17 protein-coding genes are annotated in these 15,085 nt (G+C 63.5%); 2 read left to right on the forward strand and 15 right to left on the reverse strand.

Annotated elements, in window-relative coordinates; genetic code table 11:
- Positions 1-154: 154 nt before the first annotated feature.
- From tyrS to HMPREF9153_RS00020, 3 genes are all read right to left on the reverse strand, one after another.
- Positions 155-1,411, reverse strand: a complete 1,257-nt coding sequence (gene tyrS, locus HMPREF9153_RS00010; RefSeq protein WP_004808504.1) for a tyrosine--tRNA ligase — start codon at positions 1,409-1,411, stop codon at positions 155-157.
- A 79-nt stretch (positions 1,412-1,490) separates the two neighbouring features.
- A complete protein-coding gene (locus HMPREF9153_RS00015) occupies positions 1,491-2,030 on the reverse strand; it encodes an arginine repressor (protein ID WP_004808505.1) in 540 nt (179 codons plus the stop codon).
- A gap of 96 nt (positions 2,031-2,126) precedes the next feature.
- Positions 2,127-2,693 (reverse strand): TetR family transcriptional regulator, encoded by a 567-nt coding sequence (locus tag HMPREF9153_RS00020; RefSeq protein ID WP_004808513.1) that lies wholly within the window; start codon positions 2,691-2,693, stop codon positions 2,127-2,129.
- Positions 2,694-2,754: 61 nt separating this feature from the next.
- On the opposite strand from HMPREF9153_RS00020, the gene bioB reads away from it, so the two are divergent.
- Positions 2,755-3,921, forward strand: a complete 1,167-nt coding sequence (bioB, locus tag HMPREF9153_RS00025) for a biotin synthase BioB (RefSeq protein WP_004808515.1) — start codon at positions 2,755-2,757, stop codon at positions 3,919-3,921.
- 88 nt (positions 3,922-4,009) lie between these two features.
- Here the strand turns inward: bioB and pheT are convergent, their stop codons facing one another.
- The 7 genes from pheT to HMPREF9153_RS00060 all read right to left on the reverse strand — a co-directional run bounded on the left by pheT (position 4,010) and on the right by HMPREF9153_RS00060 (position 10,877).
- Complete coding sequence (gene pheT, locus HMPREF9153_RS00030) at positions 4,010-6,529, reverse strand: phenylalanine--tRNA ligase subunit beta (RefSeq protein ID WP_004808516.1); 2,520 nt, start codon at positions 6,527-6,529, stop codon at positions 4,010-4,012.
- Positions 6,526-7,635 carry a phenylalanine--tRNA ligase subunit alpha gene (pheS, locus tag HMPREF9153_RS00035; RefSeq protein WP_004808519.1) on the reverse strand — a complete coding sequence of 370 codons (1,110 nt, stop codon included), beginning with the start codon at positions 7,633-7,635 and terminating at the stop codon, positions 6,526-6,528. The genes pheT and pheS overlap by 4 nt, the downstream gene beginning before the upstream one ends.
- A gap of 153 nt (positions 7,636-7,788) precedes the next feature.
- Entirely contained in the window at positions 7,789-8,610 is an 822-nt protein-coding gene (locus HMPREF9153_RS00040; protein WP_004808520.1) for a TrmH family RNA methyltransferase, read from the reverse strand.
- Between the two features lies 1 nt (position 8,611).
- Positions 8,612-8,983: a 50S ribosomal protein L20 gene (rplT, locus tag HMPREF9153_RS00045; protein WP_004808521.1), complete on the reverse strand. Its 372-nt coding sequence runs from the start codon at positions 8,981-8,983 to the stop codon at positions 8,612-8,614.
- A gap of 100 nt (positions 8,984-9,083) precedes the next feature.
- Positions 9,084-9,290, reverse strand: coding sequence for a 50S ribosomal protein L35 (gene rpmI / locus HMPREF9153_RS00050; protein WP_015582520.1), 207 nt, complete (start codon positions 9,288-9,290; stop codon positions 9,084-9,086).
- A gap of 100 nt (positions 9,291-9,390) precedes the next feature.
- A complete protein-coding gene (infC, locus tag HMPREF9153_RS00055; RefSeq protein WP_004808524.1) occupies positions 9,391-10,032 on the reverse strand; it encodes a translation initiation factor IF-3 in 642 nt (213 codons plus the stop codon).
- 371 nt (positions 10,033-10,403) lie between these two features.
- Positions 10,404-10,877: an SseB family protein gene (locus HMPREF9153_RS00060; protein ID WP_050796881.1), complete on the reverse strand. Its 474-nt coding sequence runs from the start codon at positions 10,875-10,877 to the stop codon at positions 10,404-10,406.
- Positions 10,878-10,980: 103 nt separating this feature from the next.
- Here HMPREF9153_RS00060 and HMPREF9153_RS00065 point away from each other — a divergent pair, with 103 nt between their 5' ends.
- Positions 10,981-11,580 (forward strand): hypothetical protein, encoded by a 600-nt coding sequence (locus HMPREF9153_RS00065; protein WP_004808528.1) that lies wholly within the window; start codon positions 10,981-10,983, stop codon positions 11,578-11,580.
- An 88-nt stretch (positions 11,581-11,668) separates the two neighbouring features.
- Here the strand turns inward: HMPREF9153_RS00065 and hisG are convergent, their stop codons facing one another.
- The 5 genes from hisG to HMPREF9153_RS00090 all read right to left on the reverse strand — a co-directional run bounded on the left by hisG (position 11,669) and on the right by HMPREF9153_RS00090 (position 15,062).
- Positions 11,669-12,523 carry an ATP phosphoribosyltransferase gene (gene hisG, locus HMPREF9153_RS00070; protein WP_021107564.1) on the reverse strand — a complete coding sequence of 285 codons (855 nt, stop codon included), beginning with the start codon at positions 12,521-12,523 and terminating at the stop codon, positions 11,669-11,671.
- Between the two features lie 71 nt (positions 12,524-12,594).
- Positions 12,595-12,861, reverse strand: coding sequence for a phosphoribosyl-ATP diphosphatase (locus HMPREF9153_RS00075; RefSeq protein WP_004808531.1), 267 nt, complete (start codon positions 12,859-12,861; stop codon positions 12,595-12,597).
- Positions 12,862-12,945: 84 nt separating this feature from the next.
- Positions 12,946-13,611, reverse strand: coding sequence for a nicotinamide riboside transporter PnuC (gene pnuC, locus HMPREF9153_RS00080; protein ID WP_004808533.1), 666 nt, complete (start codon positions 13,609-13,611; stop codon positions 12,946-12,948).
- Positions 13,612-13,683: 72 nt separating this feature from the next.
- The gene (locus HMPREF9153_RS00085) at positions 13,684-14,523 is read right to left on the reverse strand and encodes an SCO1664 family protein (protein WP_004808534.1); all 840 of its coding nucleotides are present in this window, start codon (positions 14,521-14,523) and stop codon (positions 13,684-13,686) included.
- A complete protein-coding gene (locus HMPREF9153_RS00090; protein WP_004808535.1) occupies positions 14,481-15,062 on the reverse strand; it encodes a DUF3090 family protein in 582 nt (193 codons plus the stop codon). The genes HMPREF9153_RS00085 and HMPREF9153_RS00090 overlap by 43 nt, the downstream gene beginning before the upstream one ends.
- Positions 15,063-15,085: the final 23 nt, after the last annotated feature.

Raw genomic sequence — 15,085 nt, forward strand, 5'->3', positions numbered from 1 at the left:
CCCTGCCACAACCACACCCACCACGCAAATCGAGACGGAGGGACACTCGCTCAGCCCACACGATGGGCCAATACTGTGCCTGGTGGGTAAATACAGCCGTCCGGGAACCACCGCTGGAACGGCAGCCCCCGGACGGGTCAGGTCATCGACAGATTCAGCGGGTCAGCGCACCCACCGTCTTCTTCCCACGACGCACCAAGGCAACCTGACCACACAGGAAATCGTCGTCAGTCAGACGCTGATCAGGGTCAGTCACCTTGACGTTGTTGAGGTAGGCGCCGCCCTCCGCGACAGCTCGTTTGCCAGCCGACTTCGTGTCGACGATTCCAGCTGCAACCATGGCGTCAACGATCGTCGGGTACTCCCCGCCCTCATGATGAGCTGCGCCGACCTCCTCGGCCAGAGAGACCACCGTCTTCTCGTCGAGGTCCCGCAACTCACCGCGTCCGAAAATGGCCTGAGCAGCAGCCTGCGCAGCCTTACGCTGCTCCACACCATGGACAAGATCAGTGAGGTCGTCGGCCAGGCAGTGCTGAGCAACACGACGCCACGGCTCCTCCTCGGTCTTGCGAGCCAACTCCTCGATCTCCTCACGCGAACGCGGACTGAAGATCTTGAGGTACTCGATGACCTTCGCATCCTCTGCATTGAGGAAGAACTGATGGAAGGCATAGGCGCTCGTCAACTCTGGGTCTACCCAGACCGCTCCGGACTCGGTCTTGCCGTACTTGGTGCCATCAGCCTTGGTCAACAGCGGGGTCACCAGACCGTGCACGACGTCACCGGTCGTCCTGCGGATGAATTCTGCACCCGCTGTGATGTTCCCCCATTGATCCTGAGCACCGGTCTGCAAGGTGCAGCCGTAGCGCCTGTGCAGCTCGTAGAAGTCGAGCGCCTGCAGCAGGACATAGCTGAACTCGGTGTACGAGATGCCGCTCTCGAGACGTCGGGCCACGACGTCGCGGGCAAGCATCCGGTTGACAGAAAAGTACTTACCGACGTCACGCAGGAGATCCAGAGCCGAGTACTCGACCATCCAGTCGTAGTTGTTGACGATCCGAGCAGCATTAGGCCCCTCGGTGTCGACGTACTTGCTCACCTGCGCCTTGATGGATTCAACCCACTCAGCGACCACCGCGCGATCATTCATCTGCCGCTCGCCGGTCATCTTCGGATCGCCGATGAGGCCGGTCGCCCCACCGACGAGGAGCAACGGCTTGTGTCCGCGTTCCTGCAGCGCTCGTACCAGCATCAACTGGACGAGGTGACCAATGTGAAGACTCTTCGCGGTCGGGTCGAAGCCCACATAGAAGGTGACGGGCCCTTGGGCGAGGTGAGCCTCCAATGCCTCACGGTCGGTGGAATCGGCAACAAGCCCTCTCCACTCCAGGTCGTCCAACAGATCCGACACGTCAACTTCCTCTCGTCAAGACCCCACGTGGGGTCGATTCAGCGTCAGTCTACCGACAGAGCCATCCTCCACAGTTCGCTCAGGCACGCACCGGGCGCGAGAGGATCTCAGCAGGCACACCCGTGACGGCCATCTGGGAGAAGGCGTCCGCCAACTCTCCGGCGTCAACTCCCATGGCGCACATCAAGGCAATGGTGTCGTCCCCCGCGATCGTCCCCAGGATGATGTCCAGGCCCGCCTTGTCGATGGCAGATCCGTAGTACTGAGCAGCACCTGGTGGGGTCTTGAGCACCACGAGGTACTCGTTGTTTCGTACCCCGGTGCACAGCTCCTTGGTCATCCGTGCCAGCTTGATCCACGCCGGCGAGCCCGTGGTCACATCCGAGGGGTGCTCTCCCTCGGGAATTGAATAACACGGGTTTCCGACATGATCACGCCCCCGGATGGCTCCGATCTCGACGAGGTCACGGGAGAGGGTACCTTGAGAGGCGACGAAACCTTCCGAGGCCAGGATCTCGCCCAACTCAGCTTGGGATGAAATCCTTCCCTCCTGAATCAGGGCGCGGATGCGGGCATGCCGCGCTGCGCGTGAGGTCGGTGCCAAGTGCCCCTCGCTCATGGAACCTCCTTGATCACGCACCATTGAACCGTCTGCTAAATTTTCGAAAGACCACATAATTATGCATCAATACAGTGGCCCGAGTCCAACCACGACTCAGAAGACGCTCTCCATACCCGCAATGAAGATTCCCAACGCAAGGTCGAAATCCGCCTCTTGTCGGGCGAGATCGACCTCCCCCATGACGCCCAGATCATGCAACTGGGTACGCGTCTGCTCCTCCATGGTGTGGCCAAGGACGAGATGGGCGATGGCACGCGAAACTCCCCCGGCTCTATCGGCATCAACGCCATGAACTGCCAGGAATTCCCGCACCGTCACGATGGGATCAACTTCTCCCAGCCCCACCGAGATCGTCGAGGCAACCAGTTCCGCTCCGTCACGGTGGGCGAGCAGAGTCCTTCGGAAACACCGGGCCCACTCGTCAATACCTGCAGCGAGGTCAGCCTCTGCAACCGGTACGGACGTCGGTCCTCCGTCCACTGCCAAGATCTCGTCGCTCACTGCCGCCAACAGACTCTGCTTGTTGGCAACATGCCAGTACAGAGCGCCAGCCTTGACGCCGAGGTGTTCAGCGAGGCGACGCATGGAGAGGTCGCCAAGCCCATAGGTGTCGAGGATCTCAACCCCTGCCCGGACAACGTCCGCCTTGGTCAGGCTCACGGTGACTCCTCGAACTCGATGACACTTTTTGTCGGGGGGTGGCCCACGTCGACCGAACCTCATGGACTACATTGAACCCCGTTCAATCCTGAACGGTGTTCAGGACGTCTCCAGTCTCGGAAGGACCAGAGCATTGCTGAATCTAGCCGACATGACCGAGCGCGGCCTGAGAGGGGAGTCGATCACCCGCGAGGAGGCTCTCGAGATCCTTCGCAGCAGTGATGAAGAACTCATGTCGATCATCGCCGCTGCCGGAAAGATTCGTCGCCACTTCTTCGACAACCGGGTGCGCCTCAATTACCTGGTCAACCTCAAGTCGGGCCTGTGCCCCGAGGACTGCTCATACTGCTCGCAGCGCCTGGGGTCTCGTGCCGAGATCATGAAGTACTCCTGGGCCGACCCCGAGAAGGTGCACGAGGCCGTCGAAGCTGGTATCGCCGGCGGGGCCCGTCGCGTCTGCATGGTGGCCTCCGGACATGGCCCCTCCACGCGAGACGTTGAGCGCGTCAACGGCATGGTGCGCTCCCTCAAGGCAGACCATCCCGACGTCGAGGTCTGCGTCTGTCTGGGCTTCGTGGACGACGAGAAGGCCGCCTCCATCAAGGAGGCCGGTGCCGACGCCTACAACCACAACGCAAACACCGCTCGCTCCCACTACGACGAGATCTGCACTACCCACTCCTACGAGGACCGCATGGACACCGTCGAGGTCCTCAAGCGCAATGGTCTCTCCCCCTGCTCTGGCGTCATCGCTGGCATGGGCGAGACCGACGATGAATTCGTCGACGTCATCTTCGACCTGCGTGAACACGGAGTCGACTCGGTGCCCGTGAACTTCTTGCTCCCCTTCGAGGGGACACCACTGGCCGGCGGCGCTCAGCACATCACCCCGCAGTGGTGCCTCAAGCGTCTCGCCATGGTCCGCTTCGTCCATCCGGATGCCGAGGTGCGAGCTGCCGCCGGACGCGAGCAGCACATCCGTACCATGCAGCCACTGGCCCTCGAGGTCGTCAACTCCATCTTCCTGGGCGACTACCTCACCAGTGAGGGCGCTGCCGGCGCTGCCGACCTGCAGATGATTCAGGATGGCGGCTTCGTCCCTGAGGGGGCCGACGGACAGCCCATGGTCCACACCACCGTCGATTCGTACCAGTCGGCTGACCTGCCCATCAACGCGGTTCCGATCCGTCACCGCGGCGTTGGCAGTGAGGTTCCGGCAAACGCCTGAGCCACACCCATCCAGATCTCAGCACCCGCCTGAACACAGCATGAGGGGCCGACATGATGTCGGCCCCTCATGGCATGTACCAGTGGTATCAGGACCTCAGCCGAGCTCCACACGCCTCCTCGGCGCGGGATACCGCAGCGTCGCGAGCCTCGGCGGCCTCGGCGTCGGTGAGAGTCCGGTCACCAGCGCGCAGACGAAGGTTGAAGGCGAGCGACTTGTGCCCTTCACCAACCTGCTCCCCCTCGTAGACGTCGAACAGCTCGACGGACTCCAGCAGTGATCCAGCCCCCTCGATGAGAGCCTGACGGACATCCTCGCTGGCGACGGACTCGTCGACAACGAGAGCAACGTCCTCCTTGGCCACCGGGAAACTCGAGATGGCCTTGACCTGGCCACCATGGGGAGCAGCAGCGACCAAGGCGTCAAGGTTGAACTCAACAGCGCAGGACCGCTGCGGTAGGCCGGCATTCGACACCACGGTCGGGTGCAACTCACCGGCGTGACCAATGACCTTGCCGTTCACGATGAGGGCAGCGCAACGGCCCGGATGCCAGGGGGCCTGACGGTCAGCCTTGCGCTCCAGGGGGACGCCGACGGCGTCAGCGGCCTCCTGAGCCACCAGCACCGCATGACGCCAATCCGCCTTGACAGGCTCGCCGTCCCAGCGATCCGGCAACCAGTTGCCACAGATCACCGCGGCCAACATACGCGGCTGAGCCGGCAGGGCTGCGTCGATCTCAGCAAGGACCTCGTCGGAGGGACGCTCATCGACACCAGGACGGGGCGCCCTAGCCGGGGTCACGGCGCGGAAGACCGCACCGCTCTCGAAGACCGCGAGATCTTCCTGGGACCGCGACATGTTCGTCGCCACGGCGTGGAAGAGTCCCGGCAACAGGCTGGTGCGCAAGTAGGGGTGGGTGTCGTCAAGAGGATTGGCGAGCTTGACCGTGGCGTGACGCGGGTCATCGACGCCGACCCCGAGGGTCTGGAGATCCTTGTCACCGATGAAGGGCAAGGTGACGAGCTCGACGAATCCGGCATCGACAACCGAACGCAACACACGACGACGACTCTGCTGGGCCTTCGTCAGACCTGCGGCTCCCTGGGCGGGCGGAAGAACCGGCTCGATACGGTCGAAGCCGATCTTGCGGGCGATCTCCTCGACGTAGTCATACGCATCAACCAGGTCCGGGCGCCATGTCGGCGGGACGAGGCTGAGGGAATCGCCCAGAGCAGTCACCTTGACACCCGAACGGGTCAGGATCTCGATGACCTCCTCGGTGGACACCTTGGTGCCGAGGATACGGCCCGGCAGCTCGGCGCTGATGGTCTGGCGGGGCATCTCGGAGAGCTCACCGACGACAGTCAGCTCACCGACGGTGGCACCACCGTATTGAGCCAGCAACTCGCCGGCACGAACCGTAGCAGTGTGGGCACACACCGGATCGACTCCACGCTCGAAGCGGCGAGAGGCCTCCGAACCCAGTTTGTGGCGTCGATACGCCCGAGCCACCGTCATGGGATCGAAGTGAGCCCCCTCGAGGATGATTGAGGTCGATTCCGAACTCATCTCGGTGGCGGCACCACCCATGACACCCGCCAGGCCAATGGCACCCGAGTCGTCCGCGATGACCAGGTCGTCGGGATCGAGGGTGCGCTCGGTGTCGTCGAGGGTGACCAGGTGCTCACCTTCGTGAGCCTTACGAACGACGATCGTCCCGCTCACCTTGTCGGCGTCGTAGGCGTGGAGGGGCTGGCCGGACTCCAGCATGACGTAGTTGGTGACATCGACGGCCAGGCTGATCGGACGCATTCCCGCCCGGGTGATGCGATCGGCGATGAAGCGTGGGGTTGGTGCGTGCGGATCCAGACCGGTCACCGGCAGGGCGACGAACTGGCTGCAGGCATCGGACTGGATGTCCACGCCAATCGGACCGTCAACCGGGCTGATCGGCTCCTCGCCGTAGGGATCCGGGAAGTGCACGGACATGGCATGGGCCACCTCGCGGGCAATACCGCGAACCGACATGCAGTAGCCGATGTCCGGAGTGACGTCGACGTCGAGGACCTCTTCAGGCACACCGAGAATCGGCAGGGCATCCTCGCCAGGAACCAGCTGGTGTCCCTCGACAGATGGCGGCAGAGTGATAATACCGGAGTGGTCGACACCGATGCCCAGCTCATCGGCGGCGCAGAGCATGCCGTCAGACATGTGGCCGTAGGTCCTGCGGGCGCTGATGGCGAATCCGCCGGGAAGCACCGCTCCGGGCAGGGAGACGACCACCCAGGCGCCTTCGACGGCGTTGGGAGCACCACAGATGATGCCGCGTCCCTCGACGCCATCCTCAACGTTCTTGGGGTGTCCCTCGGCGTTGTACCGGGGACCGACGTCAACCCGGCACCAGTTGATGGTCTTGCCGTTCTTCTGCGGCTCGGGGATCGAGGACAGGATGTGACCGATGACGATCGGGCCGGTCAACTCGCCACCGACGACCTCGACCTTCTCAACGGTCGCGGTGTGGTCGGTGAGGACCTGAGCCACCTGCTCGGTGGTGGTGCCGTCAGGCAGGTTGACCATGGCCTGCAGCCATGACATGGGGACCTTCATCGTGCTCCTCCCTTGAGTGAGCGGCTGAATCGGACATCACCCTCGACGAAGTCACGCAGGTCAGGGGCGTTGTTGCGGAACATCACCGTGCGGTCAATGCCCATTCCGAAGGCGAACCCGGAGTAGACACGGGTGTCGATTCCGCAGGCGATGAGCACGCGCGGGTTGACGATGCCGCAGCCGCCCCACTCGATCCATCCCTCGGAGCGGCACGTACGGCACGGACGGTCGGGATTGCCGACCGAGGCCCCGTGACAGACGAAGCACTCCAGGTCGACCTCGGCGCTGGGCTCGGTGAACGGGAAGTAGTGCGGACGGAACCTGGTACGCACGTCACCGAACATCGCGCGGGCGAAGGCGTCGACGGTGCCCTTGAGATGACCCATCGTGATGCCCTTGTCCACGCACAGCCCCTCGACCTGATGGAAGACCGGCAGGTGGGTGGCGTCGTACTCATCGGCACGGAACACCTTGCCAGGGCTGATAATGCGCACCGGCGGCTGCTGTTTGAGCAGGGTGTGAATCTGCACCGGGCTGGTGGCGGTGCGCATGCACTTGCCATCGCTGACCGGATCGAGCCACAGGGTGTCCTGCAGGGCGCGGGCGGGATGGTCGGTGCCCAGGTTCAATGCGTCGAAGTTGAACCACTCGGACTCGGCCTCCGGGCCCTCCGCGATCTCCCAGCCCATGGCGGTGAAGACGTCGCAGACGTCGTCGATGAGGGCTGTGATCGGGTGCGGAGCGCCTTGAGGTGAGGTGACGACCGGCAAGGTGACGTCGGTCGTCTCGGCGGCGAGCCGAGCCTCCAGCTCTGCCTCGGCAAGCTCTTCCTGACGAGCCTTGAGAGCCTGGTTGACGCGGCCACGCGCCTGACCGATCCGCTTTCCGGCGTCCTTGCGGGCAGCCGGAGGCAGAGCTCCAATCTCGCGGTTGGCCAGGGCCAGCGGAGACTTGTCACCGGTGTGGGCGATGCGCACCTGCTTGAGCTCGGCAGTGGTGGACGCCTCGGCGATCGCGTCCAGGGCCTCGGCTACCCGGGCGTCGACCTGGTTGGCGTCCAGGGTGCTCACCTGGACCGGGTCATAATTCGTGTTGGGGCCACTCATGGGCCTTCCCCCTGATGGGTTGACGTTGGAAAAGCGCCCGTCTCCGGGGCGCGAGTGTGCGACTGGCGTCGATCACCACAAGTCTAGTGGTGTCGACGCCGTCAATGGTTGGTGGTCGCCCGGCAATACTGAATCATGGCCGCTTCGCGGTAATCAGGCGCGCTGCTCGCTGGCCGTGGCATACAACACCACGGCGGCGGCGGTGGAGAGATTGAGGGACTCAGCAGATCCCCACATCGGAACCCCGACAACCTCGTCAGCCAAGGCTCGGTCTGTCTCCGGAAGTCCCCACGCCTCGTTACCCATCAGCCACGCGATGGGCGCCTTGAGACGTCCGGACCGGGCGACGGCGTCGAGGCCGTGACCTCCCCCGTCCGCGGCAAGCACCGTCATGTGGTGCCTGTGAGCCCACTCCACCGCATCGGCGAGGTCGACTCCGACGAGGACGGGCAGGTGGAAGATTGATCCCACCGAGGACCGAACCGTCTTGGGGTTGTGCGGGTCCACCGACCCGCGGGTCAGGATCACGCAATCGGCACCAAAGGCATCGGCGCAGCGAATGACCGTTCCGGCGTTACCAGGGTCACGGACTTGGGCGCAGATGACGGCCAGGCGTACGTCCTTGTCAGGCAACTCGTGGCGGGTGACCTGTCGGCAGACGGCGAAGACTCCCTGACTGGTGACAGTGTCGGACAAGGCACTGACGTCCTCGTCAGTCAGTAGCACCACCCTGATCCCACGACGTTCTGCGGCTCCGACGTGCTCGGCATCACGCACCGGATCCGAAGTGGCCAGCAGATTCACCTTGCCAGGCCACGCCAGTGCCTCGCGCACCGCCTGAGCACCCTCGACGAGGAAGAGCCCGGACTCCTCACGTCCGCGCCGCGACGAAAGACGACGGGCCGAACGCAGCGACCCCTTCGAGATGCGATCCCACCTCGAAAGGTCGTCGTTCGGCCCGTCATTCATACCCACGTCAGGCAGCAGCGTTCTGCTGCTGGCTGGCCTTGGCGACCTCGACGAGGCTGTTGAAGGCGTCGATGTCGGAAACGGCCAGCTCGGCGAGCATCTTGCGGTCGACCTCGATGCCAGCGTTCTTCAGACCGTTGATGAAACGGTTGTAGGTCATGCCCTGGGCGCGGGAGGCAGCATTGATGCGCTGGATCCACAGCGAGCGGAAGTCGCCCTTCTTGGCGCGACGATCGCGGAACGAGTAGGTGGCCGAGTGGAGGGTCTGCTCCTTGGCCTTGCGGTACAGGCGGGAACGCTGTCCGCGGTAACCGGAGGCCTGGTCGAGGACCTCACGACGCTTCTTCTTGGCATTCACAGAACGCTTCACGCGTGCCATGGTGATTCTCCTTGGATCTCCCGGGTCAGTCCCGGATTGGTTCGGGGCGTATGCCGCCCAGTGGACTTGGGGACGTCGTCAGTGGCGGCGTCGGCTGTCGTCAGCGACCGGGGTGGCCAGCGAGCAGCTTCTTGACCTTGGCGGCCTCGCCCTTGGGCAGCACGGTCTCGCCGGTCAGACGGCGAGTGACGCGCGAAGACTTGTGCTCGTTCAGGTGGCGCTTGCCGGCCTTGCGAGCGGTGACCTTGCCCGAGCCGGTCACCTTGAAACGCTTTTTCGTCCCGGAGTGGCTCTTCATCTTGGGCATGGATGGCTCCATTCGTTCATGTGTGTCGTCCCGCGAACCGGAGGGAAGGTCCCGGGCTGGCTCACCGGCGAAGACCGGATCACCTGGTTCTGAGCAGTGCTCAGAGGTCGATGTCGGGGTCCATGTTGTCGGCGGGACCCTTCTTCTTCTTTTTCTTGGCGGTGCCGGCAGCAGCTCGCTGAGCAGCCTCGTAAGCCTTGTCGGCCTCAGCGGCCTCGGCGCGCTCAGCGGCTCGACGGTCACGCTCAGCCTTCTGATCCGCCTTAGCCTCGTTCTTCTTACGAGTCGGGGCGAGGATCATGAGCATGTTGCGGCCCTCCTGCTTGGGAGGGGATTCGACGGTCGCGTACTCAGTCAGATCGTCAGCAAGACGACGCAGCAGGTTGACGCCGAGCTCCGGACGGGACTGCTCACGGCCACGGAACATGATCGTGATCTTGACCTTGTCACCGGCCTTGAGGAACCGCAGGACATGGCCCTTCTTGGTCTCGTAGTCATGGTCGTCAATCTTGGGACGAAGCTTCATCTCCTTGATGATGGAGTTTGCCTGGTTGCGTCGCGACTCCCGGGCCTTCTGGGCCGCCTCGTACTTGAACTTGCCGTAGTCCATGAGCTTGACGACAGGGGGCCGGGCTTGCGGAGCCACCTCGACCAGGTCGAGGTCCTGCTCGCGGGCGAGTTGCAGGGCCTGCTCGACCCTGACGATTCCGACCTGTTCGCCATTGGGGCCGACCAGGCGCACCTCGGGAACGCGGATCCGCTCGTTGATGCGGGGTTCAGTACTGATGGGGTCCTCCCGGATGTCTGTTCACTATGGGGACGTGTCTACGCCTCCGCGATCCGGGTACAAGAAAAGGCCCTCGCGGACATGCGAAGGCCTGACTCGTACTGGTGCATGAACACCTCAACGAACCCCTGGGATGGAACCCTGAGGCTCGTTGTTGACAACCCGGCGAACGGAATCCGCCCAGGTGGGGAGGTCAGGCCCCCTCTTCCACGTGACCAGTTCTGCACTGATCGCTCTGAAGATGCTACGGCATCAGGCGTAGACACCACAAATCGGGAGGGAAGGAACCATCTTCCAAAGCAACTCCAGACACCAAGACCCCTGCGTCAGGAGGGGTCCTCCCTGCGCACCCAACCCCAGCCGTCCGCGAACTTCACGAGTTTTCCGCCGTGTTCAATCGGGCCGAGGACATCTGGCCCCAGGACGAGTGGAGCCGGACCCGCGACGTCGATGAGAAGGGCATCAGCCTGGACCTCGGTGACCGTGGCGGCCAGATCCGGTAATGGGCCGGGAACCGGTCGAGCTCGGGAGTCCCATGCCGTCAGGGAGTCGATACCGGTGAAGGCCAGCAGGGCAGTACTCCCCTGCCCATTGGTGAGTTTGACCGCGCCGATCTCACCGACCTCGTCCGTCATGACTGGCATGAAGAGACGAACTCCCGCGCACAAGGTGGAGATCGCCTCGAGGTAGGCGTTGCGATACGTGTCGGGATCGTCGGTCAAGCAGGCGGCGAGGGCAGCGCGCACCCGGGGATCGGCGTCCCCCCTGTCGCCACCGGTGGGAGATAGTGGAGCAGACACCTGCCGAACACTAGCTGACCGCCATGACACGCTTGCCTGCCGACCATGCCCGTGGCCATGGCCACGACGCACAAATGTCACCACCGTGTGGAACAGTTGAGGCATGAGCGAAACGACCGTCGTTGCCGTCGTCACCATTCTCCTGGTTGTCCTTCCGCTGTTGTGGGCCCTGTCCGGGTGGCTCTCGCGCCGCTCCTCCCGGGCCCTGTTGCGCGGATTGGGTCTGGCCCTCATCCCGACCGGCCTGGTCCTGACCGGACTGATGCGTCTGCTGGTCCGAGCGATCCGCCTCATCGTGGACTGGTTCGCCGGTACTGCCATGACGACAGCTATCTGGATCGGCGTCATCGTCATCGCCATTGGCCTGGTGACCTGGTTCGTCGCCGGTTTCATGTCCCCGGTTGACCGCGAAACCGGACGTCAGCGTCGTCAAGGCCACGCCGCGCGCAAGCAGGCCCGAACCAAGAATGCATCCCCGGAATCCGCATCCCCTCAGAATGCTTCCCGGAGAACGACCCCGGTGACGAGTTCTCGAACCGTCGATGCCCCGAAGACGCCGGCCACTGCCCCGGTTCGGAGCTCGCCTTCCAGCTCCTCCAGGCCAGCTTCCAGCTCCAACAAGGCGGCCCCCAATATCTCGGCCGCCGAGAAGGACGAGGACGCCGAGCTTGAGGCCATCCTGCGCAAGCGCGGGATCGAGTGATCATTCCCCGAGACACACAGCAATGCCGTGGAATCCATCATTTGGGCCCACGGCATTTTTCAGTGACGGTGGAAAGTCACCGTGGCGATCACAGTCGGCAGGCGGACAACTCCGTCGACAGGATGGCACGAGCGCCAGCGTCCCACAGTTCGTCCATGAGCCCTTGCACGGCCTCACGGGGAACCATGGCGCGCACGGCATACCAGCCATTCTTCGCCAGCGGCGAGACGGTGGGGGCTTCCAGGCCAGGGGTCAGCTCGGTGACGGCGCCGAGAGCCTCGGCCGGCACGTCGTAGTCAACCATGACGTAGCCACGGGCCACCTGGACACCATCAATGCGTCGCATGAAGTGGTCGAAGGTCGTGCCACCGGTGAAGTCCCGCCGCTGGATGAGCACGGCTTCGGACTCCAGGATGACGTCTCCGAAGACCTCAAGACCAGCCTTGCGCAGGGTGGTTCCGGTCTCGACGACATCAGCGATGGCGTCAGCCACCCCGAGTCGGATCGAGGACTCGACGGCACCGTCCAAGTGGATGAGGTGAGCGTCGATACCGCGCGTGGTCAGGAAGGATCCGAGCAGGCCCGGGTATGACGTCGCGATGCGCTTACCGGCCAGACCCTCCACGGTGTTCTCAGGACCTTTGGGCGCCGCGAAACGGAACCGGGAGCGACCAAAACCGAGACCCTTGATCTCAGCAGCATCAGCACCGGAATCCAGCAGCAGGTCGCGGCCGGTGATACCGATGTCAAGGGTCCCCTCACCGACGTACACCGCGATGTCACGCGGCCGCAGGTAGAAGAACTCCACCCCGTTGGCCTCGTCGACCAAGGTGAGGTCCTTACGATCGGAACGTTGACGGTAACCGGCCTCAGTCAACAGGGAGGACGTGGCTTCCGACAGGGCACCCTTGTTCGGTACTGCTACGCGCAGCAGGTCTGACATGAACTCTCCTCGGGAGATTGAGAAATCGGGGAAATGACGATACTGGCCAGGCACAACCCGACCGGGGGAATTCACAGATGCTCGTAGACGTCGTCGAGGGTCAGGCCCTGCTTGATCATCATGACCTGCAGGTGATAAATCTCCTGGCTGATTTCCTCGGCCAGCCTCTCGTTGCCCTCGTACTCGGCGGCCATCCAGACCTCGGAGGCTTCCTCCACGATCTTCTTGCCGATGGCATGCACTCCGCGGTCAAGCTCCTCGACGGTTCCCGACCCTACAGGGCGGGTCTGTGCCTTGGTGGACAGCTCGGCGAAGAGTTCCTCGAATGTCTTGTTCACAGTGGCCAGGCTACCGACCGCGGTGGCATGACCAAGCCTGGGACCACGTGACGGACCATGCAGGGTACCGGGCCGGGCATCCGATCAGGTCGCAGTCTCTCCTGCGTGCTGAGCTCGCCACCACGTCAGGAAGCCGTAGAGGCAGAAGGCTCCGTAAAAGACATACATCAGGGCACTCGGGTAGTACTGTGCGGTCGCCAGCAACGGAACGCCAACGATGTCCACGGCGATCCACACGAACCAGAACTCATTCCAGCCGCGTGCCATCCCCCACGTGGCAAGGATCGATCCGGTGAGGATCCAGGAATCCGACAATGGGCCCCAAGAACCGAGGGCCTTGAGAACGAAGTAGAAGACGATGAGCATGACGAGAGCGGCTGTCAGGCTGAGGATGCGTTCCCGACGAGTGGCCCACCTGGGATGGACGGCCACCTGAGAGGCGCCATTGTTGCGTCGGGTGGCAGCCCACACCACCCAGCCATAGGCGCTGGTCGCGAGGAAGAAGATCTGGCGGCCAGCCTGACCCCACAGGTTGAGGTCCTGAGGAGTGTGGAACACCCCGCCCAGGAAGACGGTGAACAGGATGACGTTCCCGACGATGCCGACCGGCCAGGCCCAGACCCGACGACGGGCACCGCCGAGTGCTGATGCCAGTCCAAACAGGTTCCCGATGACCTCGCGCCACAGAATCGGCTTGCCCAGGCCCACATCGAGTTGAGCATTGAGCAGAGACGTGAGGACATTGGACACAGTTACACCTTTCCGACCACCGGAGGGTGGTCGGCTCATTCTCGCAGATGATCCCAGGTAGCCTTCACCCCATCACATGGGTGGCCACGGCAGGGCCGGACGCAGTCCGCTCGGCCCCGGGAATGCACCAAACTCGAGGAGGTCTGCGGCTCGTTGCCGTAACGCCTCGACCTCGGCCACGTTGATGAACTCATCGAAGATGTCATCAGGCACAGCGACAACCTGGTCGAGCATCATCTCCTCGACCGGTTCCAGGGGTTGACCTGCCCATCCCCACAACACCGTGCGCAACTTGGGCGCAGTGTGAAAGGCCAGGCCATTGTCCACCGCCCAGACATGGGCCGTCCCGTCCAGGTCCGGATCGGGGCCGAGCAGGATGTGACCGCCCTTGCGGTCGGCGTTGTTGGCGACGGTGTCGAAGAGGGCCAGAGCACGCAGAGCAGGATGCGGAGAGTGGGCGAGCCCGATCTCGTGGTCGTCCTCGTCGATCCCCAGCAGGAATCCGCGCCAGTGTCCCGGGAGACGTTCGGTGGTGTCTGCCACCACCAACGGATTCTCCAGATCGTCGTCAATCCATCGCTGCATCGAACCGGCCCCCCGTGGGCCGTCCTCGATGAAGACGGTCAACGGCACCAGCGCAATACCCATGAGCTGGGACAGCAGGTAGGACGCAACCTCACGTCTGGCAAGGGTCCCGGCAGGGAAATCATGGAGACGTCGCTCGCGAGCAACCGGTTTGTACACCCACAACCGGTCGTCCGCATCGCGCACCAGGAGAGCGCCATTACTGGAATCGGGCAGGGCACCATCGATCCGCCATGGAGATCGGGGCCGAGGTGCGTGTGGCAGGTCCCAGGGGTTCGTCGAACTCACCACACCAGCGGCCTGCGATAGCCATTTGACCGGGGACACAGGTGGCCCCCTGCCGAAAGGATTTGCTGGGAACAGTACGGACAGTATTGGCGTCCCGACGCCACAATGACATTGCACCGAGCGACGAATTGGCGAGCCTGGGAGGTCGTCATGAGGATTTCGAGGGAATCTGGTGCCGCCTCCGGAAGTGTGGTCAACAGCATCGCGGGGTCGTTGATCATCAACTCGTCATCGCTGACGGCATACATCTCGATCTCGATGCGCTTGCTCGGGTCGTCGAAGGCCATCGCCATGGTGCCAACCGTGAATTCCCCATCAAGGGGTGCGTCCAGCGGGGCGAGGTCATCAGGGGCCTCGATGGCCGGTGGGACAAGGACGTCGGCGGCATGGGCGGCCAAGCCGTCCAGAATCCTGTCCATCTGAAGCGCAAGCTGGCTGATCTGAGCCTTCTCGCATTGCACCGTCACCAAGCGAGAGCCTTCCCGAACCTGAAGGTGGAAGACCCGTGCACCCGGGCGACCAAGGGTGCCGACCACGACCCGATCAGGCCGTTCGAATCGGAAGGTGCGACGAGTCATGTCTCCACCCTAGCCACTCGGCC

Source organism: Cutibacterium avidum ATCC 25577 (assembly GCF_000227295.1).
Taxonomy (GTDB): domain Bacteria; phylum Actinomycetota; class Actinomycetes; order Propionibacteriales; family Propionibacteriaceae; genus Cutibacterium; species Cutibacterium avidum.

Coding starts and splice junctions, on each gene's coding strand:
- bioB (WP_004808515.1), top strand. CDS start 2,755: ATGGACTACATTGAACCCCGTTCAATCCTGAACGGTGTTCAGGACGTC.
- HMPREF9153_RS00015 (WP_004808505.1), bottom strand. CDS start 2,030: ATGAGCGAGGGGCACTTGGCACCGACCTCACGCGCAGCGCGGCATGCC.
- rplT (WP_004808521.1), bottom strand. CDS start 8,983: ATGGCACGCGTGAAGCGTTCTGTGAATGCCAAGAAGAAGCGTCGTGAG.
- hisG (WP_021107564.1), bottom strand. CDS start 12,523: ATGTCAGACCTGCTGCGCGTAGCAGTACCGAACAAGGGTGCCCTGTCG.
- HMPREF9153_RS00090 (WP_004808535.1), bottom strand. CDS start 15,062: ATGACTCGTCGCACCTTCCGATTCGAACGGCCTGATCGGGTCGTGGTC.
- HMPREF9153_RS00065 (WP_004808528.1), top strand. CDS start 10,981: ATGAGCGAAACGACCGTCGTTGCCGTCGTCACCATTCTCCTGGTTGTC.
- rpmI (WP_015582520.1), bottom strand. CDS start 9,290: ATGCCCAAGATGAAGAGCCACTCCGGGACGAAAAAGCGTTTCAAGGTG.
- pheS (WP_004808519.1), bottom strand. CDS start 7,635: ATGAGTGGCCCCAACACGAATTATGACCCGGTCCAGGTGAGCACCCTG.
- pheT (WP_004808516.1), bottom strand. CDS start 6,529: ATGAAGGTCCCCATGTCATGGCTGCAGGCCATGGTCAACCTGCCTGAC.